Source organism: Puniceibacterium sediminis (assembly GCF_900188035.1).
Lineage (GTDB): Bacteria > Pseudomonadota > Alphaproteobacteria > Rhodobacterales > Rhodobacteraceae > Puniceibacterium > Puniceibacterium sediminis.
In genome coordinates this window covers 367961-389903 of record NZ_FZNN01000001.1, presented here as the reverse complement: position 1 = coordinate 389903, position 21943 = coordinate 367961, and the positions used below count along the sequence as shown (strand labels likewise).

Sequence of the window (21943 nt, the reverse complement as noted above, 5' to 3'; positions counted from 1 at the left end):
CCAAAAATATTCCGGGCGAACCTCTGAAAGGCGATGGGTGAAGCGCCCCCGACTGTGCAGGGATCAGTGTCAGGACTCAGACTGACAAATATGCGTCCCGGATTTCCGGGTTTTCCTGCAGTTCAGTAAGAGAGCCTGCAAATTTCTGCGTCCCGCTTTCAATGATCACCACGGAATCCGCGACCGCCTGAGCAAAATGCAAGTTCTGTTCCGACAGCAGCACCGTAAGCCCTTCGTGCTTCAGCTGCAGGATCACGTTTGCCATCTGCTCGACGATCACGGGGGCGATGCCCTCGCTCGGTTCGTCCAGCAGGACCAGCGCGGGGTTGCCCATCAGGGTCCGGGCGATGGTCAGCATCTGCTGCTCGCCACCCGACAGGGCCTTGCCCCGGTTGCCACGCCGCTCGGCGAGGTTGGGGAACAGGTCGAACAACATATCTTCGGTCCAGGTTACACAGCCCTCGCGCGCAGGCTGGCGGCCAACTTCCAGATTTTCCAGCACCGTCAGCTGGGTAAAGATCCGCCGTTCTTCGGGGACATAGCCCAGCCCGGCCTTGGCCACGCGATGCGGTGCCCAGCCGGTGATATCCTGGCCCTGATAGGTGACCTTGCCACCGCGGGGCTGTATCATCTGCATGATTGACTTCATGGTCGTCGTCTTGCCAGCGCCATTTCGGCCCAGCAGTGCCACGACCTTGCCGCGCCCAACCTCAAAACTCAGATTGTTGAGCACATGCGCCTTGCCGTAGAACGCATTTACGGCTTTCAACTCAAGCATCGGCTTTCTCCTCTGCCGCGTGGAACAGCATCCCACCGCCCAGATAGACCTCTTGCACCTGAGGATTGTTGCGGATCTCTTCGACCGAGCCGTCGGCGATCAACTGCCCCCGGTTCAACACCATGATCCGGTGCGCATGGGCAAAGACCACGTCCATGTCGTGTTCCGTAAACAGACAGCTGACGCCCTGATCCCGAACGATATCCGCCGTCAACTGCATCAGCGCGATGCGTTCGCGCGGGGCCATGCCGGCGGTCGGTTCGTCCATCAACAACAGCTTTGGCTCATGCGCCAGCGCCACGGCGAGCTCAAGCCGCTTGAGGTCACCGTAAGCCAGCACGGCGCAGTGCCGGTCGGCTTGATCGGCCATACCCACAGTGTCGAGAAGCTCCAAAGCCCGGGTGCGGTAGAGTTTATGCGCATAGGGCAGCATGGAATAGATCCGCCGGTGGTGCGAGATCAGCGACATCTGCACATTCTCGACCACTGTCATCGAACTGTAGGTCGCGGTGATCTGGAACGTTCGCCCCACGCCCTTGCGCCAGATCTGGCGCGGAAGCAATCCGGTGATCTTTTCACCGTTTAGCTTCACGACACCGCCGGTCGGCTTGAGCTGGCCCATCAGCATGTTGAAACAGGTACTCTTGCCCGCGCCATTGGGACCGATCAGAGCCAGCAATTCTCCTTGCTCAAGCGAAAAGGACACATCATCCACCGCCTTGATCGCCCCGAAAGAGCGGCTCAGATGCTCGACCGTCAGAACCGCGCTCATCGCTTATCCTCCCCAGTGTTCAGCACGCCAAGGCGTTCGCCCAGCTTGCGCAAGGAACCGACGATGCCTTCGGGCGCGAGGATCACCACGCCGATGATCAGCAGACCCAGCGCGAGGCGCCAGTATTCGAACCGGGTGAGGTAGTCCTTGACCGCCTCGAACGAGGCACCGCCGACCCATCCGCCCGAAAGCGTCTTCACACCGCCAAGAAAGACCACGATCAGCGCATCGAAGGATCGCGCGATTTCAAGTTCGTTGGGGAAAACGCTGCCCTTGGAGAACACGAACAACCCGCCCGCGACGCCCGCCATCGCACCGGCAAAGGCAAAGGCAACCCACTGGATGCGTTTGGTGTTGATACCCATCGCCTCGGCCTGCCGTGCGCTGTCGCGCGCGGCGCGCAGGGCGTAGCCAAAGGGCGAATGCGCCGCGTGGCGCAGCAGCAGGATGCCGCCCGCACAGATCACCAGCGTGAGGTAAAAGAACACCGTGTTGGACGAGGCCCAGGCCGAAGGCCAGATATTGACCAGCCCGTCGTCGCCCCCGGTGATATCGCCCCACTGGAAAACAAGGCTCCAGAGAAGTTGAGCAAAGGCCAGCGTCAGCATGGCGAAATAGACGCCAGTACTGCGCAGACAGACCCAGCCGATGATGACCGCAGCAAGACCCGCGCCCAGTGGGGCCAGGATCAGCGCCAGTTCCATCGGCGTATGCGCATAGGTCACGAACAGCGCCGCCACATAGGCCCCGCCACCAAAAAATGCCGCGTGGCCGAAACTGACCAGACCGCCCATGCCAAGCATGAAGTGCAGAGAGGCGGCGAAGAGGCAGAAGATCAGGATGTCGGTCGCCAGCACCTCGGTAAAGTTGGACCCCAGGATCGGGATCAACCCCAGCAGCACCAGACCGACCGCCACCAGCAGACGCACGGGCAGCCCCGCAGGTTTGATGGGCCGTTCGGGCTCGCCAACCTGTCCGTGTTCGCCTGCAACCTCTTCCTTGCCGAACAGGCCGAAGGGGCGGAACATCAGGACCACGACCATCACCAGAAACATCAACACCAGCGTCGATTTTGGCATGTAGGACACGCCGAACACGTTCAGCACCGAAATGATCACAGCGGCAAGGTATGCCCCCGGCAACGACCCCATGCCGCCAATCACCACCACCACAAAGACCGAGGTGAGGATGTTGAAATCCATCAGAAGGTCCGCACCGCCCTTGGGCAGTTGCACGGCACCGCCAAGGCCAGCCAGCGCACAGCCAAGGAAGAAGACACCTGTAAACAGCCAAGACTGATTGACGCCCAAAGCGCCGACCATCTCACGGTCCTGCGTCGCGGCCCGCACGAGGATACCGACGCGGGTCTTGGTGATCAGATACCAAAGGGCAAAGGCGACAAAGGGCGTGATGGCGATCAGGGCAAGGTCATATTGCGGCACGGGTTCATCCATGATCCGCACGATGCCCTTTAGACCCGGCGCACGCGGGCCAAGCAGATCCTCAGCCCCCCAGATCATCAGGGTAAGGTCCTGAATAACGAGGATAACGCCGAAGGTCGCGACCAGCTGGAACAGCTCTGGTGCGGAATAGACGGGACGCAGAACGCAGATCTCGACGATCACGCCGATCAGCCCGACGATGATCCCGGCAAGCAGGATCGCCCCCCAGAACCCCACCATGCCCGGCAGGACCTGCATCAGCGTCCAGCCGACATAGGCGCCCAGCATGTAAAAGGATCCATGCGCAAAATTCACGATCCGGGTAACGCCAAAGATCAGCGACAGGCCAGAGGCGACCATGAACAAGGCCCCCGCATTGGCCAGCCCGGTCAGAAGCTGTGCAAGAAACAGACCCATCAAAGGTCTCCTGTCAGTCTAGGGGAATTGCAAAAGGAATGGCCCGGACGCATAGCCCGGGCCATTCAAAGGCTCACTCGGAGGGACGCAGCTTTTTCACTTCCTCGTCCGACGGCAGATAATCCGCGCCATCCAGATAGGACCAGTCGACCATCACCCCTGCGCCATCTTTCAGTGCCGTGGTGCCGACAAAGGCGCCCATGGTGGCCTGGTTGTCGATCTCGCGGTAGGTGATGCTGCCCACTGGCGTCTCAACCGGCAGACCTTCAAAGGCTGCGCGGATGGCTTCGGTTTCGGTCGAACCCGCTTTTGCAATTGCCGCCGCGATGGATTCCGCCGCCATATACCCGACGAGCGATCCGATCTTGGGCGTCTCGTTCCACTTGGCCTGATAGGCGTCGACAAAGGCCTTGTTGGCACCGTCATCCTCGGTGAAATCATACCACGGATAGCCGGTCACGACCCAGCCCTCTGGGGCCTCGTCCGCCAACGGCTCCAGATATTCCGGTTCGCCCGACAGCAGGCCGTAGACCGTGCGGCCATCGAACAGCCCACGGGTGGTTCCGTCACGAACGAACTTGGCAAGGTCGGTGCCGAAGGTCACGTTGTAGATCGCGTCGGGTTTCGCACGCTCCAGCGCCTGCACTTCGGCGCCTGAGTCGATCTTGAACAGGGCGGGCCATTGCTCGGCCACGAACTCGACATCAGGCTTGAGCTTGGTCAGAACCTCCTTGAAGGCCGCGACCGCGTCTTTGCCATAGGCGTAGTTCGGCGCGATGGTGGCGTACTTCACCGCATCCGTCTTGGCCGCGGCTTCGGCCAGCATCGCCGCCTGCATGTAGGTCGAGGCGCGCAGACGGAAGGTATAGGGGTTGCCCGCGCTCCAGGTCACGGCATCGGCCAGAGGTTCGGCCGCGAGGTAAACCCACTTCTTTTCGCCAGCGACAGAAGCAATGGCGAGGCCCACGTTCGACAGAATGGACCCGGTCAGCATCACGGCACCGTCGCGGGTCATCAGCTCCTCGGCAATCTTGATCGCCTCGCCGGGATCGCCCTGATCGTCGCGGAAGATGAATTCAAGCGGACGGCCCAAAACGCCGCCGTCACCATTGATCTCTTCCAGCGCCAGCTCGATGCCCTTTTTGTAGGGTTCGGCAAAGGCCGCCATGCGCTTGTAGTGGTTGATCTCACCGATCTTGATCGGCTCGCCGCTTTGGGCGAAGGCCACAGGCGCTGTGCTGGCCAGAAGCGCGGCCCCGATCAGGCCCTTCAGGAAAGTCTTGCGTTGCATAGTGGTTCCTCTCTGTCAGACGCCCCTTTTTATTGGATTTTGGGGCTTTCATGGGAAGTGTTAAGTTCAGTCGTGCTGCACGAATACCGGTCGCACCGGGTCCCCCAGATCCTCTGTTGCCTCTGCTTCGACCAGATCACGGATGCGTTTGCGATAGACATTCGGCCCCTTGTCGATGGCAATCCGGATTGGCTTGCGTCGGTGTGGGCGCTTCTCCTCTTCGTGTACCGCCTCAAGGATTTCCTTGTCCTCAGCAAAGGCGATGCGGAACATCTTGTCCATCTGTTCTGACGCCGCCTCGTCCCCCACCGCCATGTTGCGCAGGTGGGCCCAGTGGTCGATCGTGTAATCTTCGGTCACGGGCGTGACAAAGTGCAGGGCAAAAATGCGCACACCCTGATTGCGGTCTTCTTCATCCAGTTTTCTGTCTGCATCCACGCTGCCAAAGTCGATCACGGCTGTCGAGGGCATATGCAGGTAATAGTAATGCCAGCGGTCCACATTCCCGGTGAACCCGCCGAATGCCTTGAAGAACCCGATCGGTTCGGCATCCCGGATCCAACGCCACGCGACGATCGCCTCGCCGCTGGTCTTGACATGCACCGGCACGTTCTCGGACGCCGCATTGCCCAGCGTGGTCGGGTGCACGAAACTGACATGGGCCGGATCGACAAGGTTTTCCGCCACGTTCAGGTAGTTTGCCTGAATATGCAGCTTGTCGCCATGGTGCAGATGCCAATCGGGGTGCCCCAGTTCCGGCAGATCGAAAATCTTGGACACATCCGCCTTGGCCGGATCGCCCATCCAGACCCAGACAATGCCGTGTCCCTCGTGCACTGGGAAAGCATCGACATAGGCCGAAGCCGGCAGATTATCCTGGCCGGGAACGCGTACGCATTTGCCCGCACCGTTGAAGGTCATCCCATGATAGCCGCACTGGATCGTGTCGCCGATCCGTTTACCACGGCTCAGAGGAAGCTGGCGATGCGGGCAGCGATCCTCAAGCGCGACAACAGTTCCGCCGGAAGCGCGAAACATCACCAGAGTCTGCGACAGGATCATCAGCGGTACCAGCGCCTCGCCGAAATCCGTGGACCAGCCTGCAACGTACCAGGCATTTTTTACGAATGGCATGAATTACGCTCCCTTGTGTCCGGTTTCCGCAGGCGCAGGTCTTGACCTCATGTGGCCTCAGAAACTTGTTAGTTGTCAAACAATATTTTGCAACAATCTCTTTGTTTACCCTGACGGCGTTTCGTGGAAAGATGCTGCACAATTCTCGTGCGGTTTGCAAAGGGCCGGGCGTCATCATGGGTTGGGCATCGCTGCAAGGATTGCGCGGGCCGATCCGCAGGATATGGACACTCCCGTGCTGAAAGACCCGAAAACATCTGACGCGGTTCCCGAGTACCGGCTCGAAGAACAGATCGGCTTCAAGCTGCGTCTGGCCAACCAGAAGCACCTCGAAGTGTTCGCCCGCCTCATGCCCGACGTCACCCCGACGCAATTCGCGGTGATGGCCAAGCTACGGGACGAAGGCACGATCAGCCAGAACCACCTTGGTCGACTGGTTGGCATGGATGCGGCAACAACCAAAGGCGTGGTCGACCGCCTGCGCAAGAAAGGTCTGCTGCAAAGCAAGCCGTCACAGACAGACATGCGGCGTCTGGAAATTTCGCTGACCGAAGAAGGCCGGGCCTTTGCAGATGAGGCCGTCGTCACCGCGCGTGACATTTCCAAGCAGACAGTCGGCGGGCTGACCCAACGCGAAGTGGAGCGCCTTCTGGACCTGCTCGACAAACTCTGACGCATCTCTGTCGTCGCGTTTGCGCATTCGGAAAGAGAAGGCGCAAAGGGCATCCCCAGCTTCATCTGTCCAGAACCACCCCAGGAGTGTCCGCAGGGCGGGGGCAGCCCCCCCTGCGACGACAAAACTCAGCGCAGGCCGTCTTCGCCCACCGCATCTTTGTGAATGAGCCCCCCGACCCGCGGAAGCGGGCGCCCGGAATCCGTGACCGCCACGGCCACCATGATCTCGTTGGCACGGGGTGCATCGCTCAGGCGCACTTCGATACCGTCGAAATGCGATCGCACATAGGCCGCATCCTTGTGTCCCAGAGGCACATCCAGAACCTGCCCCGGGCCGCCCATCTTCTTGGATGACGGCACCAGCGCCGCGCCTTTTTCCACGGCCTTGCGCAAAGGCGCGCCCAGCTTGGGATGCAGGATCGCGGCAGCATGCTCCAGCTCACCATTCTCTCCCACCATGGCGGCCTTGCCGTAGCTTTGGGCCTGCGATGGCGTGATCCCGAGGGCCGCTACACATTTGTCACCCAGAAGAGCACCCAGTTCGGCACCGATTTCCATCAGATCACTCAGGTCTTCGACATATTTCCCGGCAAAGGGGTTGGCGATCACTGCAACGGCCACGGCCTTGCGGGTTGGCGGGGTGATGCTCTTGCCGATTTCGCGATGGGTCTCTTCGACCCAGACCGCCAGTTTGCGAATGTCTGCGCTCATCTCAAACCGTCCTCACCCTTGATGTCCGCCGCAGCCAGACCGCCGGCCCGGTTGTGCACCCGCGCGCCCGTGGTCATTACCAGAACATACAGAAGCTCATCCGCACGCGGGCTGTCGTTGCAGCCCACTTCGATGGAATCGAAATGGCTGCGCACGTAAGAGGCATCCAGATGCGTCACCGGAACGTCCAGCCGGGTGCCCACGCCGCCGACCTTCTTGGTGGAGGGCACGATGGCCTTTGATCCACCCAGGACTTCGCGCATGGCATAGCCCCCCGGTGCATGCCAAAGCGCGCCATGCTCAAGCTCTCCGGCTGCGCCGACGATTGCCCCCTTGCCATAGCCTTCGATCAGCTTGGCATCACCGCCCAGAGCCGCAAGCAGACGCTGCGCCAAATCCACGCCAAGCGGTTTGAGGTCCTCCATGAAGGGCTGAATATCCTCGACATACTGCCCTGCAAAGGGATTGCGGATCACGGCAAAGATCGCGCCGCGTTTCTGAGGCGTGTTGGCGCGCGGCCCGCCTTCGTGAAAGATTTCCTCAACCGAGGTGACGATCTTGCGGATTTCGACGTCAGGCATGTGTCAGTATCTTTCCTTGTGAAATTTCAGTCCCCGGCAGCCCGGTCACCCGTGCAGCCCCCCTCAGAAATAGCGCCGCCCCGTGTATGAGCCCCGCCGTTGCCATATTTTGCGCCACAGCCTGTCCGCGGTCCAGTGCCGCGTCAACCTCGGACGCCGTCAACTGGCCAACATGGGTCACCACGAGATGGTCCCGCAGGTCCGAATCCGGCTGCACATCGGAGGCCCGCTGGCGGCGGATCGCGTGGTGCCCGGGCAGGTCCACGGCGTTGCCGATCAGGGTCGCAGCCACATCCGCCTGCGCCGCCGTGCGCGCCAGCACCGTGACCGCATCCGCAATGCCAAGGGACAGGCTGCGCCCGCCCTGCCCGCTGGTGGCGATACCACGGATCGGATCGCTGGCCGTAATCTCGACCCGGCCCAGATCGGCGCCATCCGGTGCTGCAACGGCCAGACGATAGGTCGCGGCCCCCGTCAGGTGCAAAGCGATGTCGCCGCCGTTGTTCACATAGGCCCGGGCCAGCGGCGTCGCCGCGACCATGGCCGACAGTACCGCCTGTGCCACCGACCCTGCAACCGCCGCCATTGGGGTCACGACGCCATCCGTGTGGTGGCGGGTGGCATCGAACATGCACCGGCCGATTGCGCCCATTGGGGCGTCACTGACCGGACGCCGCAGCAGATCCAGTTCTGCCACCAATTCGTCCAGAACCGTTTCGAACCGATCCCGCGCTGCTGCAAAAGCCGTCTGTCGGTCGCCCGTCACCCCGATGACAAGATCAATCGGTCCGTGCTGCAAATGCAGGCGCTCTCCCGGCAAAAGGGCGGCAACCGGCTTCATCAGGCCCCCTTGGTCCAGCGGTAGTTCCTGCTGTCCTGCGGATCGGGCTGCGACAGGTTGTGTGGCACGCGACGGTTGTCCTTGCGGATGACCGACTGAACCGGCTGGATATGGTTCATGTGCCCGCCCAAGGTGCTGTAATCCTCGCGCCGAAGGGTGAATTCAATCGGCGCGACCAGCGCAGGCGTAGGCACATAACCAAAGGAATTCGTTGGCATGTCCATCACATCCACCATGACGGTGATCCCGCCGCCGGGCCAGACATAGGCTTCGGCACCACCGCAGGACACATAGGTCAGGGCATCCTTGACCGACCGGGTCAGGCGCACCGGATTTTCCGTCACACCCGCCCGCAGGGATCCGCCCGCGCCGCCCATGAACAGCACCGAACACAGGGACGGTTCGCAGTTTTCTGCGATGCGTTCAGCCACCGCCAGCAACGGCGGCGTGATCTCGGCCGGTTGCGGGATCAGGGCATCGTCCAGCACGTAATAGGCCCATTGCTCGCCCGTGGTCGAAATCATCAGCAGCCGCAGACCGGGCTTGGCGACCTTGGGGTCAGCGGGTTTCAGGATCGTCAGCGGATCCTCCACATTGGTCCCGCCCCAGCCGGTGCCCGGATCGGCGACCTGGAAATACCGCCCCGGAGTCGAGCGTCGCCCTTTGACCTTGATCCCCGAAGGTGCCATTTCCAGCCCCTTGCCGGATTCATGTTCGGTCAGCACGCCGGTGATGTGATCGTCGACCACCACCACCTCGTCCACATGGCCATGCCACTGCTTTGCGAACATCCCGATGGTGGCAGACCCGCAGCCCACCCGCATCAGTTTCTCGGTGACGCCATTGATTATCGGCGCGCGGCCTGCCTGCACCACCAGTGTCACGCCGTCGTCTATGACCATCTGGACCGCTTCGCGGTTGCACAGCTTCATCAGTGCATCACAGGTCACGCGGCCCTCTTTCTTGGACCCGCCGGTCAGGTGTTCAACCCCGCCGAGCGAGAGCATCTTGGACCCGTATTCGGCAGTCATCACATGGCCGATCGCTTCGCCGTCGACACGGACGATGGCGCGTTCCTCACCGATGTGGCGGTCGGTGTCGATCTTTACCTTCACGCCGCAGTAGGAAAAGATGCCCTCGGTCACGACCGTGACCATGTCCACGCCCTCGACCTCCTGACTGACGATGAAGGGTGCGGGTTTATAATCTGGATAGGTGGTCCCTGCGCCCACGGCAGTCACGAAGGTCCGGCCCCCCTGGATCACGTCGCCGTTCCAATCCTGCGCGTTGTTGCCCTGATCCAGAAAAGCGACTGCCTGCGCGCCTGACTGGATCACGGTGAGCGGATCAAGCCGCACCAGTTCGCCGCCGTGATTGGCGTAGCGGTCGCAGGCCCCGGATTTGCCGTCGGCGATGTAGCACATCACCGGGCAGGCATCGCAACGGATCTTTTCGGCTGTTTTAGGGGCCGTGGAAGTCAAATCGGTGGTTTCCAGATCGTCAGACATATCCAGCCTCCTTCAGGGCCGCGCGGACACGGGCGGGCGTAGCAGGTGCGTGCATCAGGCGTACCTTTGTCGCGTCGTAGACCGCGTTGAAGATTGCAGGCGCGGTGGGGATCAGCACATGTTCACCCAGACCCTTGGCACCATAGGGCCCGTGCGCATCCTCGATCTCAAGGATCAGCGTTTCGATGGGGGGCACGTCCCCGATGGTCGGGATCAGGTAATCGTGCAGGTTTTCGGTCCGGCCGGGGATAAATTCCTCCATCAGGGCCATGCCCAGCCCCTGCGCGATGCCGCCCTGCACCTGTCCCTCAACCAGCAGCGGGTTGATCGCGCGGCCCACGTCATGGGCCGCAGTGAAAGAAACCGGCGTGATGCGCCCCAGTTTCAGGTCAATTTCAGCAACGCAAAGATGCGCGGCATAGCCGAACTGGGCATAGGGAATGCCCTGCCCGTTTTCGTCCAATGGCGCGATGGGTGGATCGTAAGTTTCGACGGCTTTCAGAACATATCCCTCTGCGTCCGCCTCCAGACGGGACAAGTCCACCGCATGGGCCAAATCAGCATCGACCACATGCAGGTGGCCACCATTTAGCGTAATCTCGGCCGTATCCGACGCATTCGCCTGCTGCAACACCTGCGCGCGCAGGGCCTGCCCCGCCAGCCGCGCCGCATTGCCAGACACAAATGTCTGCCGCGAGGCCGAGGTTTTGCCCGCATCCGGCGTGATGTCGGTATCTGCCCCCAAAACAGTGATATCCGCCACCGGCACGCCGAAGGCGCGCGCAAAGATCTGCACAATCACCGTGTTCGACCCCTGCCCGATATCCATCGCCCCCTGATGCAAAACAAGGGTGCCGTCCGCCCGCAATCCGGCCTTGATGGTCGACGGGTTGGGAAGTGATGTGTTGCCGCAGCCATACCAGCCGCCGGCAATGCCGACCCCGCGTTTTACGTCGGCGTTTTCGGCGTTGAATGTGGCACAGGCTTGTTTGGCCTGATCATAGGCCGGTTTCAGCGCCTCAAGGCAGGCCTGGATGCCCACCCCCTGTTCGAACACCTGCCCGCAGACTGTGGGTTGCCCGTCGTGCAACGCATTCTTGAGCCGGAATTCCAGCGGGTCCATGCCAAGTTTGTCTGCCAGCACGTCGAAGGCCGTTTCCTGAGCGATGGCTGACTGTGGCACGCCAAAGCCGCGGAATGCGCCCGAGGGCGGGCAATGTGTATGCACCGCGCGGCTCTGGGCCCGGTAATTGCGAATAAAATATGGCCCCGATGCGTGAACCGGCACCCGGTTGGCCACAGTCGGCCCCCAACTTGCATAGGATCCGGTGTTGAAATCCCCGTGGAAGGTGAGGCCGGTGAGGGTGCCGTCGGCCTTGGCGCCGACCCTGATATCAATACGCGCCGGGTGGCGTTTGGTCGTCGACTGCATGGATTCCACCCGCGTGTAACACATGCGCACGGGCTTGCCGGTCTTCAGCGCCGCAAGGGCAAGGAACGGCTGCACCGACACGTCGATTTTTGATCCGAACCCGCCGCCCACAGCCGTCGGCAGGATGCGGATATCGGCGCGGTCCATTCCCAGAACCTGCGCCAGCGTTTCGCGGTCCATGCCTGTCGCCTGTGTGCAGGCCTGCACGTGCAGCCGCCCGTCCACCACTTCGGCCCAGCCCGCTTCGGGTTCGATATAGGCGTGTTCGACAAAGCTGGTTTCGTAAAACCCGTCCACGACCACATCCGCCCCAGCCAGCGCCGCATCGGCATCACCGCAAGCAACGAAACCGCCGCACATGATGTTGCCGGGGCGATCAGCGTGCACCAGCGGCGCACCACCCTGCAAGGCTTCGGGTACGGTCATCAGCGCATCGAGCGGCTCCCAGATCACCGGAAAATCCGCCGGATCGAAGGCCAGCATTGCATCCGCCTCGCCCACGACGCAGGCCACCGCCTCACCCCGGAACAACACTGTGTCCACGGCAAAGACCGGCTGATCAATAAAGCCCGGGATCACGCCAAAGGCATTCAATCCTTTCACATCCGTCGCGGTCAGCACTGCAACTACATCCGGGCGCGCCTCAAATGACCCAAGGTCGCCGAAGGTGAACCGCGCATGCGGATAGGGTGAACGGATCACGCGGACAACCAGCGCGCCGTCGGGCGCAACATCGTCCCCGAACAGGTCCCGGCCCTCGACCTTGGCCAGACCGTCAAAGCGTCGTGCTGGCGCGCCAAGTTCTTGTGTCGATTCCTGAAGGGTGTCCGCTGCATGGGCGCCGACCACAGCATCAATAATTTTGCGATACCCCGTGCAACGGCAGAGCACCCCGCCCAAGGCATCCTGCACCTGCGCCACGTCGGGCTCTGGCACCGCGCGCAGCAGGGCCACGGCTGAAACCATCATCCCCGGCGTGCAGATCCCGCATTGCGCCGCCTGATGATGCTGAAAACTTTCCTTGAGGCGCAGCGCATCCGGGTCCGCCTTGGCCAACCCGGCGAGTGTCTCGACACTGCGGCCCGCCGCCTGTTGAACCGGCATGAGACAGGCACAAACAGGCGCGCCGTCCACCAGCACCGTGCAGGCACCGCAATCACCGGCGTTACAGCCGATCTTGACATCCTTTGCCCCCAGACGGTCGCGTAGAGCCTGCGAGAGACGCTCACCCACACGCGCTTCGACCTGCACGGGCGCGTTGTTCAGCGTGAATCCTGTCAGATGCGTCGCCGCTGCCTTATCCATGCGCCTGGCCTTTCATGATCTGTGTCAGTGTCCGGCGGATGGCCTCGACCACTGCCTCGCCGCGAAATTCCGCCGATCCGCGGATGTCCGAAATCGGCGACAGGGCCGCCAGCCGTTCGGGTGTGACCCGTTCCAGTGCCTCGGCCAGATCCGCGCCGACCAACGCATTTTCCAAGTCGCCCATACGAAGTGCCACAGGCGAGGCCGACCCGACAGTGATCCGTGCAGTGGCGATGCGCCCGCCCGACAACGTCAGAACCGCGCCAACCATGGCGACGGAAATCACGAGGTACTTGCGCCCGCCGATTTTTGTGAAGCCACCGCGTGCGCCAGCCGACAGGGCCGGAATGTACAGCGCCGTCACGATTTCGTCCGCTGCCCGGGCCGTTTTGCGCACTCCGGTAATGAACTCTGCCAGCACCAGCCGCCGCACGCCCCGGGTTGAGGTCAGCTCGACCTCAGCATCAAGACTGAGAAGCGGCGGCACACCATCGGCAGCGGGGGAGGCGTTACAGATATTGCCCGCAACCGTCCCCGCATTCTGGATCTGCACTGATCCGACCTCTCTCGCCGCCAGTTTCAGCCCGTCGAACGCCGGTGGCAGGTCCGCATGCAGGATATCGCTCCATGTCGTCGCCCCACCGATCCGCCAGCCGGTGCCGACTGCACTGACCCCGCGCATCCCTTCAACGCGGGTCACGTCAAGCAGGGTGCCGTTATAGGCCCGCTCGCCTTGCGCCGGGAACCAGTCGGTCCCGCCTGCGATGACCGACACGGGGGCCTCTGTATCCCGACCGGACAGCGCCCCAAGGGCCGCGTCCAGTGTGGTAGGTGTGAGATAGCTCATGACGCCTCCTGACCTCAGTGATCACGAAAGGGGGTACGGGGCTGACAGACTGGGAAACCCGTCCCCGAAATTTGTTCGCATACGAATAAGAAATCCAGCCGGGCGTCCTGTCAAACGATTTCCGTTCAGCACTGCGGGATCGCCCCACATCTCCCTAGTCCACAAAGGCCTTTTCGACCACAAAAGTGGCAGGCCTGTTATTGGCGCCCTCTTCCAGCCCGAACCCTTCCAGCGCCGCTTTGGTGTCGCGCAGCATATCCATCGATCCGCAGATCATGCCCCGGTCATCGGCCGGGTTGATTGGCGGTACGCCCAGATCTTCAAAGATCTTGCCGCTGGCCATCAGGTCGGTCTGTCGTCCGGTTCGAGGCCAGTCTTCGCGCGTGAGCGTATCATATAGCGTCAGGTTCTGTGCCAGTTCACCCACCAGCGGATCGGCCTTGAGCGCGGCAACAAGGTTGCGGCCATAGGTCAACTCTCCGGCCTCCCGGCAGGTGTGGCACAGGATCAGGGTGTCAAATTTCTCGTAGGTTTCAGGGTCGCGGATGATGCTGGCAAAGGGCGCGATCCCGGTACCTGTGGCAAACATCCACAACCGTTTGCCCGGCAGCAGCGCATCGTTGACCAATGTTCCGGTCGGCTTGCGACGCATCAGCACCGTGTCGCCGACGTTTACCTTTTGCAGGTGCCCGGTCAGCGGGCCACCCGCGACCTTGATCGAATAGAACTCGATCTCTTCGTCCCAACTGGGCGACGCGATCGAATAGGCCCGAAACACCGGCTTTTCCGCATTCGGCAGGCCGATCATCACGAATTCGCCCGACCGGAACCGAAAGGATGCAGGGCGCGTGACCCGGAACCGGAACAGCGAGCTGGTGTAATGTTCCACTTCGGTCACCGTCTCTGCAAAGACGTTTGCAGGAACCGGGAAATCCGTTTGGGGGGCGATGGTCTTGGCGGGCGCGTCGAGTGTCATGTCTGCCTCCTGTTTCATCATCTTCCATTTTTGTTAGTATGCAAACAAGATTTCTGTCAAGCCATTCGCGGCTTCGATCTTGACCGGATCGCATTTTCCATTAGCGTTCAAATGAAATAGCTGCATTTTGATGCACCCCACCGAAAGGACCCCCGCCATGACTGATACGCCCGCCAAACTGGTCATCCGCAATATCGGCCTGATGCTCTCGGGGCGGATGGAGGAGCCGGTTCTGGACGCCGACTGCCTGATCGCGCTGGACGGCAAGATCACCGAATGGGGAAAAGAGGCAGATCTGGACACATCCGAAGCCACGGTCGAAATCGACGCCCACGGCGTCACCCTTTGCCCCGGCCTGATCGACAGCCACATCCACCCGGTCGTCGGCGATTACACCCCACGCCAGCAGCAGTTGAACTGGATCGATTCGACGCTGCACGGCGGCGTGACCACGCTGATTTCGGCAGGCGAAGTTCACATGCCGGGCCGACCAAAGGACATCGTCGGGCTCAAGGCGATGGCGATCGCCTCGCAGCGCTGGTACGAAAATTTCCGCCCCTCTGGTGTCAAGGTACACGCCGGGGCGCCGGTGATCGAACACGGCCTGGAGGAACACGACTTCAAGGAGTTGGCCGAGGCAGGCGTGAAACTGATGGGCGAAGTTGGCTTGGGATCAGTCAAGGACGGCAAGACCGCCCGCCAGATGGTGGACTGGGCGCGCAAATACGGCATCCAGTCGACGATCCACACCGGCGGCCCGTCTATCCCCGGTTCTGGACTGATCGACGCCGACATGGTGCTTGAGACCGGCACGGATGTAGTCGGCCACATCAATGGCGGCCATTCCGCCCTGCCCGATGACCAGATCATCTGCCTGTGCGAAAACTGCACAGCCGCCTTGGAGATCGTGCACAACGGCAACGAACGCGCTGCGGTATTGACCCTGAACACCGCGCGAGAGCTGAAAAAGCTCGACCAGATCATTCTGGGCACCGACGGGCCTGCCGGTTCGGGCGTCCAGCCGCTGGGCATCCTGCGCATGATCGCGATGCTGTCAGCCTTCGGGAATGTGCCCGCCGAACTGGCCTTCTGTTTCGGCACCGGCAACACGTCGCGGCGGCGTGAACTGGACACCGGCATCATCGAGGTCGGCAAGGCTGCAGATTTCGTGCTGATGGATCAGGCACAGCACGCACCGGGCAAGTCGATGCTCGAATCCGTGCAGCTGGGCAACCTGCCGGGCGTCGGCATGACGGTGATCGACGGTGTCCCCCGCTCTGGCCGGTCGCGCAACACACCGCCCGCGACACGCCTGCCGGAGTTGGTGAAAGGCAGTCTGGCGAATGGCGCAGGGGGGCACTAGCGCCGCCCAAAGTCGCCGCCTGACGACAATCAAACCGACGCCCCCGGACAGCAGCAGCCTGACCGGGGGGTGGCATCCCGATGCAATCAGTACTTGGATCGGGAATTAGCTGTAGCTGTTCAGCCGTTGCAGCGTTTTTGCCGCAGTCCGGCGCAGGTTGCGCCACTCGAAAGGTCGGCGGTGCGCGCTCCCCCCGGCTTTTTAAGAACGGACCCGGCTCTGACTGCCGCCTCGTCTTGACCCTCCCGGCTGCATCCTAGATACCCGTCACATCAGGCCAAGGAACCGTCACGGCATGACCGAACCCAAAATCACAGACAGCCACTGCCACCTCGATTTCCCCGATTTCGACGGCCAGCTACCCGAAATCCTCTCGCGCGCGGCTGAAGCCGGGGTGCACCGCATGGTCACCATTTGCACCAAGCTGAAAAACGAGCCGCACGTGCGCGCCCTTGCCGAGGCTCATCCCCAGGTATTCTATGCCGCCGGCACCCACCCGATGAGCGTCGCGGACGAACCGATGGCCACCGTGGAGGAATTGGTCGCCCTCGCGCAGCACGAAAAATTCGTGGCCATTGGCGAGACAGGGCTGGATTATCATTATACCGCCGACAGCGCCGAGGTGCAGAAACAAAGTCTGCGCATCCATATCCAGGCAGCACAGGAAACCGGCCTGCCGCTGGTGATCCACGCCCGCGCCGCAGACGACGACATGGCGCAAATCCTGACCGAAGGTTTTCGCGCAAGGCCCTACTCTTGCGTCATGCACTGCTTCTCCTCATCTGCTGAATTGGCAAAAGCCGCACTGGACCTTGGGTTCTATCTCTCAATGTCCGGCATCGCCGCCTTCCCCAAATCACAGGAACTGCGTGACATCTTCGCTGCCGCACCGCTGGACCGTATCCTTGTCGAAACCGACAGCCCCTACCTCGCTCCGCCCCCGCACCGTGGCAAGCGCAACGAACCTGCCTTTACCGCCCACACCGCCCGGCGGGGTGCCGAAGTCTTTGGGCTCGACTACGCCGACTTCGCGGCACTGACCGAACAGAACTTCGAACGCCTTTTCGCCAAGGTCGCAGCCTACAGGGCCGCCGCATGACCTCTGAGCTGCGCTTCACAATTTTGGGCTGCGGCTCCTCAGGTGGCGTGCCGCGCCTGGGCGGGCTCTGGGGGGAATGCGATCCCGCCAATCCAAAGAACACGCGCCGCCGCTGTTCGCTATTGGTCGAGCGTGAGACGCAAGGTGGCATCACCCGCGTACTGATCGACTCCTCGCCGGACCTGCGCCAGCAGTTGCTGGATGCAAACATCGGTACGCTGGACGCGGTCGCCTATACCCATGCCCATGCGGATCATGTCCACGGCATCGACGATTTGCGCATGATCGTCTTCAACCTGCGCAGTCGCCTGCCGGTCTGGGCCGACGCCCCGACCAGAGAAAGCCTGCTCGACCGTTTTGGCTATGCTTTCATCCAGCCGGAAGGAAGCTCCTACCCGCCAATCCTCGACATAAATGAAATCAATGGTGCTTTCACGATCTTCGGGGCCGGAGGCGACATCACCCTGACGCCGTTCCTTGTCCGTCACGGCGGCATGGATGCGCTGGGGTTCCGCATTGGCAACACTGCCTACCTGCCGGACGTCAAGGACATCCCCGAAGAGGTCTGGCCGGATCTCGAAAACCTCGACTGCTGGATCCTCGATGCACTGCGCCGTACACCGCATCCGACCCATGCACACCTCGCCCAATCTCTCGAATGGATTGAGCGGGCACAGCCGAAACGCGCCGTGCTGACCAACATGCACATCGACCTCGACTACGCCACGCTCGAGGCCGAAACCCCCGACCACATCACGCCGGCCTATGACGGCATGGTGATCCACACGCCCATCTGAGCAGTACCTTTTCGCGTCTTCTATTTCCAAAACGCAATTCTCGGCCTTCGCCCCAGGCACCACGCCTGACAGATCCGGACCCACCAAAATGCAAGCGCTTCTAGACGTCATCCTCCCGGTCTTTCTGGTCATCGGTTTTGGCTATCTGGCCAGCTGGCGCAAGCTCATGCCGGATACGGCCGTTGACGGGCTGATGACCTTCACCCAGAGCTTTGCTATCCCCTGCCTGTTGTTCCGCGCAATCTGGACGCTGGATTTGGGACAAAACTTCGATCCACTCCTTCTCGTGAGCTTTTACACCGGCTCAGCCTCGGGATTTACGCTCGGCTTGCTCGCGGCGCGTTTCGTGTTCAAGCGCGACTGGGAAGATTCCGTGGCCATCGGATTTTGCTGCCTGTTTGCCAATTCACTGATGCTGGGCATCCCGATCACCGAACGCGCCTATGGCGCGGACAAGCTTTCGGCGAACTACACGATCATCGCCATGCACTCGCCTTTCTGCTACGGGATCGGCATCACCGCGATGGAGATTGCCCGCGCCCGCGGAACAAGCCCAGGGCAGCTGCCGCTCAAGGTTCTCAAGGCGATGTTCCGGAACGCGCTGGTGATCGGCATCGCACTTGGGTTGTTGTTCAACCTGACGGGCCTGTCTCTTCCCGCACCGGTCACAGGCGCACTCGACATGATGATCCGCACCGCCCTGCCGGTCGCGCTATTTGGTATGGGCGGCGTGCTCTACCGCTATCGTCCCGAGGGGGATCTGCGCGTCATCGCCTTTGTCTGCGTGGTCGCCCTGATCCTGCATCCCGCAATCACATGGACCATGGGCAAAACTTTTGGCCTGCCACGCGATGCATTCCGATCGGCAGTGCTCACCGCTTCGATGGCGCCGGGAATCAACGCCTATGTCTTTGCCAACATATATGGAAGGGCAAAGAGGGTCGCCGCCTCGTCCGTGCTGATCGCCACGGCTGCCTCAGTCCTGACAGTCTGGGTGTGGCTGGCCATTCTGGGATAAGATCGCCCATTTTCGGGGATACCCGCCCCACATATTGAAGGGTCCAACTTGCATCCCGCCCCTGCACAGATACGCGGGCCGATCAAGCGGCTCCATGCAGTTTCGGGAAAGGGCCGCGACCGCAATGGGGTGTATTCCCTGGTACCCTTATTTCCCCTTCCACATCGGATCGCGTTTTTCGGCGAATGCTTTTGCGCCTTCCATCTGGTCCTCTGACGCATAAAGTTGATCCACTGAGGCAAGCTGTCGTTTCGTGATCCGGTTCAGGGCATCCTGGAACTTCATGTCCTCTGCGTCGCGCACGATTTCCTTGATCGCCGCATAGACCAGGGGCGGCCCCGAGGCGAGAATCTCTGCCATCTTCCAGGCTTCCGCCATCAGATCCGCCCCCGGGTGCACATGGTTCACCATCCCCCAGCGCGCTGCTTCCTGGGCATCGATCCAGCGTCCGGTCAGCAGCATCTCCATCGCGATGTGATACGGAATGCGCTTGGGCAGCTTGATGCTCGCTGCGTCCGCGACCGTGCCGGACCGGATTTCGGGCAGTGCAAAACTCGCGTGATCCGCTGCAAGAATAATATCCGCCGACAAGGCGAGTTCCAGCCCGCCCCCGCAGCAGATGCCGTTGACTGCGGCGATCACCGGCTTGCCGAGCCCGCGCAACTCCTGCAGGCCGCCAAACCCGCCCACGCCATAGTTGCCATCCACCGCATCGCCATCCGCCGCTGCCTTGAGATCCCAGCCCGGGCAAAAGAACTTTTCGCCCGCACCTGTGACAATCGCCACCCGCAGATCGGGATCGTCGCGAAAACCGCGGAACACCTCGCCCATAATCACGCTAGTGGCGAGGTCGATGGCATTTGCCTTGGGGCGGTCCAGCGTCACCTCAAGTACGGCTCCACTGCGTTTCTGTTTCACCGGGCTGTCGGTCATGTTCTCTCTCCTATCCGGATCAACGCATCCACCGCCACAGCCCGGTCCGGCAGGGCGATCAGCGGGTTGACCTCGACTTCGGCCACAAGGCCATCTTGCGCCACGACATAGGCCTGCACGGCCAGAACCGACGCGACTACAGCGTTCATGTCGACAGCCGGTGCGCCGCGATAACCGTTCAATCGTGGCGCGATCCGCAACCCGGCAAGGGCCGTACGGATGTCCCCGTCAGTCACCGGAAGCAGCAGTGAAACCGTATCACGCCACAATTCGGTCAACACGCCACCCGCGCCAATTGTCAGAACGTAGCCATGCGCCGGATCCGCGACCACCCCGATCAGCAGTTCGACGCCGGCGTCGATCATTTCTTCGACCAGGTATTCCGTTGCCGCCATGCCGCTCGCGGCCTCGCTCACCGCCTGTGCGCCCTGCAAACCCAGCACAACGCCGCCCTGATCTGACTTGTGCGCCACCCCCCGCGCCTTTAGCGCGACCCGGCCCATCCCCTCGGCCACCTGCCCCGCAGCCGCTGCATCACTCACAGCTTGGCTTGCCGGAACAGTTACACCGTGGGCCGACAGCGCTGCCTTGGCCGCGACTTCGTCCAGCATCCGCACTGTGGTCGTTGTTCTCGGCAGGAACAGCGGCGCGGGCCGTTCCCAGACTGAACCCAGCGCAATTGCCGCGCGCACTGCCTCCAACGCGGCGTCAAGGCCGCACAGGGGGATCAGGCCCCTGTCGATCAGGTCCTGCGCACGCTTTTCGGACATCGTATCGGCGATGGAAGAGACGACCGCGAGCGGCCTGCCAACCTGTGTGCAGGCTTGCTCGGCGGCCTCGATCAGCTTCTCCCAAGAGGGTGCCGGACACCGATCCTCACGCGGGAAATCAGCCACCAGCAGGCTCAAACCAGCAGAGCCCCGCATCATTTCACCAAACACCTGCGCCATTTGCGGCACATTCCCCCAGATGAAGGTGTTGTAATCCAGCGGGTTAGACAAATGTACCCGGGGCCCCAGCACAACGCCCAACCGCTCTGTCTGCTGACCGCTGAGTGGCGCAAATTCGAGGCCCCGCGCCGCCGCACCATCAGCGACCAGGCTTGCCTCTCCCCCTGAACAGGACATGCAGGCGATCTGATTGGCCGACAGAGGCCCGGTGAAATGCAAAAGTTTCAGGGTTTCGATCAACGCTTCGAGCGATCCGACCCGTGCCATCCCCAGCCGCGCGATCAGCGCACTGGCGCCCACATCACTGCCCGCCAGCGACGCGGTATGCGACACCGCAGCCGCCTGCGCCGCCTCGGACCGGCCCGTCTTGAGCACCACAACCGATTTGCCCAGTGATCGCGCCCGCAGGGCCAGCGCCTGAAACGCCTCGATATCCCCGAATCCCTCGACATGCAGCCCAAGCGCCGTGACGCGTTCATCCGCAAGAAGTGCTTCGCCAATCTGCGCGAGGCTGGTCTGAGCCTGATTGCCCGCAGTCGCCATATAGGCAATCGGCAACCCGCGCTTTTGCATGGTCAGGTTCAGCGCGATGTTCGAGCTTTGCGTCAGGATCGCCACCCCTCGCGTCACATGGGGGAGGCCATGGATATCCGGCCAGAGTGCAGCTCGGTCCAGCGCATTGATGAAACCATAGCAATTCGGCCCGATGATCGGCATATCTCCCGCGGCGGCCAGAAGCTGCGCGTTCAGATCCGCGCCATCCGCCATCTCGGAAAAACCGGAGGCAAAGCAAACCGCCCCCCCGGCGCCCATGACGGCCAGCCCCCCCACGACCGCAATGGTGGCGTTCCGGTTAACGCCGACAAAGCAGGCATCAGGGGGGGCAGGCAAGTCATCGACCCGCGAGTAGGCGCGCGTACCAGCGACGCTCTCGGCAGAGGGATGCACCGGCCAGACGTCCCCGGCATAGCCCATTTGGCGCAGCCCCTCGATCACCGCAGTGCACCAGTCCCCGCCGCCGACAACGGCCACCGAACGGGGCTTCAATAGGCGGTTGAGGTTATGAGTCATCG

At 62.0% G+C, this 21943-nt stretch carries 19 protein-coding genes; 5 read left to right on the top strand and 14 right to left on the bottom strand.

Annotated features, from left to right (window positions below; genetic code table 11):
- Positions 1–76 precede the first annotated feature (76 nt).
- From CHB75_RS01845 to CHB75_RS01825, 5 genes are all read right to left on the bottom strand, one after another.
- Positions 77–778 (bottom strand): ABC transporter ATP-binding protein, encoded by a 702-nt coding sequence (locus CHB75_RS01845; RefSeq protein WP_089268802.1) that lies wholly within the window; start codon positions 776–778, stop codon positions 77–79.
- A complete protein-coding gene (locus CHB75_RS01840; RefSeq protein ID WP_089268801.1) occupies positions 771–1550 on the bottom strand; it encodes an ABC transporter ATP-binding protein in 780 nt (259 codons plus the stop codon). Before CHB75_RS01840 ends, CHB75_RS01845 begins: the two co-directional genes overlap by 8 nt.
- Positions 1547–3409: an ABC transporter permease gene (locus CHB75_RS01835; RefSeq protein ID WP_089268800.1), complete on the bottom strand. Its 1863-nt coding sequence runs from the start codon at positions 3407–3409 to the stop codon at positions 1547–1549. The genes CHB75_RS01840 and CHB75_RS01835 overlap by 4 nt, the downstream gene beginning before the upstream one ends.
- Before the next feature lie 73 nt (positions 3410–3482).
- Positions 3483–4700, bottom strand: coding sequence for an ABC transporter substrate-binding protein (locus tag CHB75_RS01830; RefSeq protein WP_089268799.1), 1218 nt, complete (start codon positions 4698–4700; stop codon positions 3483–3485).
- A 66-nt stretch (positions 4701–4766) separates the two neighbouring features.
- Positions 4767–5834 (bottom strand): aromatic ring-hydroxylating dioxygenase subunit alpha, encoded by a 1068-nt coding sequence (locus CHB75_RS01825; protein WP_089268798.1) that lies wholly within the window; start codon positions 5832–5834, stop codon positions 4767–4769.
- A gap of 235 nt (positions 5835–6069) precedes the next feature.
- On the opposite strand from CHB75_RS01825, the gene CHB75_RS01820 reads away from it, so the two are divergent.
- The gene (locus tag CHB75_RS01820; RefSeq protein ID WP_342745271.1) at positions 6070–6507 is read left to right on the top strand and encodes a MarR family winged helix-turn-helix transcriptional regulator; all 438 of its coding nucleotides are present in this window, start codon (positions 6070–6072) and stop codon (positions 6505–6507) included.
- A 128-nt stretch (positions 6508–6635) separates the two neighbouring features.
- Here the strand turns inward: CHB75_RS01820 and CHB75_RS01815 are convergent, their stop codons facing one another.
- From CHB75_RS01815 to CHB75_RS01785, 7 genes are all read right to left on the bottom strand, one after another.
- On the bottom strand, positions 6636–7220 hold the full coding sequence (locus CHB75_RS01815) for an amino acid synthesis family protein (RefSeq protein WP_089268797.1): 585 nt from the start codon (positions 7218–7220) through the stop codon (positions 6636–6638).
- On the bottom strand, positions 7217–7801 hold the full coding sequence (locus CHB75_RS01810; RefSeq protein WP_089268796.1) for an amino acid synthesis family protein: 585 nt from the start codon (positions 7799–7801) through the stop codon (positions 7217–7219). The genes CHB75_RS01815 and CHB75_RS01810 overlap by 4 nt, the downstream gene beginning before the upstream one ends.
- A complete protein-coding gene (locus CHB75_RS01805; protein WP_089268795.1) occupies positions 7794–8642 on the bottom strand; it encodes a UPF0280 family protein in 849 nt (282 codons plus the stop codon). The genes CHB75_RS01810 and CHB75_RS01805 overlap by 8 nt, the downstream gene beginning before the upstream one ends.
- Positions 8642–10150: a 6-hydroxynicotinate reductase gene (locus tag CHB75_RS01800; protein WP_089268794.1), complete on the bottom strand. Its 1509-nt coding sequence runs from the start codon at positions 10148–10150 to the stop codon at positions 8642–8644. The genes CHB75_RS01805 and CHB75_RS01800 overlap by 1 nt, the downstream gene beginning before the upstream one ends.
- Positions 10143–12887, bottom strand: a complete 2745-nt coding sequence (locus CHB75_RS01795; protein WP_089268793.1) for a molybdopterin-dependent oxidoreductase — start codon at positions 12885–12887, stop codon at positions 10143–10145. Before CHB75_RS01795 ends, CHB75_RS01800 begins: the two co-directional genes overlap by 8 nt.
- Positions 12880–13734: an FAD binding domain-containing protein gene (locus CHB75_RS01790; protein WP_089268792.1), complete on the bottom strand. Its 855-nt coding sequence runs from the start codon at positions 13732–13734 to the stop codon at positions 12880–12882. The genes CHB75_RS01795 and CHB75_RS01790 overlap by 8 nt, the downstream gene beginning before the upstream one ends.
- A 154-nt stretch (positions 13735–13888) precedes the next feature.
- Positions 13889–14710: a ferredoxin--NADP reductase gene (locus tag CHB75_RS01785; protein ID WP_089268791.1), complete on the bottom strand. Its 822-nt coding sequence runs from the start codon at positions 14708–14710 to the stop codon at positions 13889–13891.
- Positions 14711–14867: 157 nt separating this feature from the next.
- Here CHB75_RS01785 and CHB75_RS01780 point away from each other — a divergent pair, with 157 nt between their 5' ends.
- The 4 genes from CHB75_RS01780 to CHB75_RS01765 all read left to right on the top strand — a co-directional run bounded on the left by CHB75_RS01780 (position 14868) and on the right by CHB75_RS01765 (position 18987).
- Positions 14868–16073, top strand: coding sequence for an amidohydrolase family protein (locus CHB75_RS01780; RefSeq protein ID WP_089268790.1), 1206 nt, complete (start codon positions 14868–14870; stop codon positions 16071–16073).
- Positions 16074–16368: 295 nt separating this feature from the next.
- Positions 16369–17172 carry a TatD family hydrolase gene (locus CHB75_RS01775; RefSeq protein ID WP_089268789.1) on the top strand — a complete coding sequence of 268 codons (804 nt, stop codon included), beginning with the start codon at positions 16369–16371 and terminating at the stop codon, positions 17170–17172.
- Entirely contained in the window at positions 17169–17969 is an 801-nt protein-coding gene (locus CHB75_RS01770) for an MBL fold metallo-hydrolase (RefSeq protein ID WP_089268788.1), read from the top strand. The genes CHB75_RS01775 and CHB75_RS01770 overlap by 4 nt, the downstream gene beginning before the upstream one ends.
- A gap of 88 nt (positions 17970–18057) precedes the next feature.
- Positions 18058–18987 (top strand): AEC family transporter, encoded by a 930-nt coding sequence (locus tag CHB75_RS01765; protein ID WP_089268787.1) that lies wholly within the window; start codon positions 18058–18060, stop codon positions 18985–18987.
- Positions 18988–19134: 147 nt separating this feature from the next.
- On the opposite strand, the gene CHB75_RS01760 is transcribed toward CHB75_RS01765, so the two are convergent.
- Both CHB75_RS01760 and CHB75_RS01755 read right to left on the bottom strand, forming a co-directional pair.
- On the bottom strand, positions 19135–19920 hold the full coding sequence (locus CHB75_RS01760) for a carnitinyl-CoA dehydratase (protein ID WP_089268786.1): 786 nt from the start codon (positions 19918–19920) through the stop codon (positions 19135–19137).
- Positions 19917–21941, bottom strand: a complete 2025-nt coding sequence (locus tag CHB75_RS01755; RefSeq protein ID WP_089268980.1) for an acetate--CoA ligase family protein — start codon at positions 21939–21941, stop codon at positions 19917–19919. The genes CHB75_RS01760 and CHB75_RS01755 overlap by 4 nt, the downstream gene beginning before the upstream one ends.
- Positions 21942–21943 lie beyond the last annotated feature (2 nt).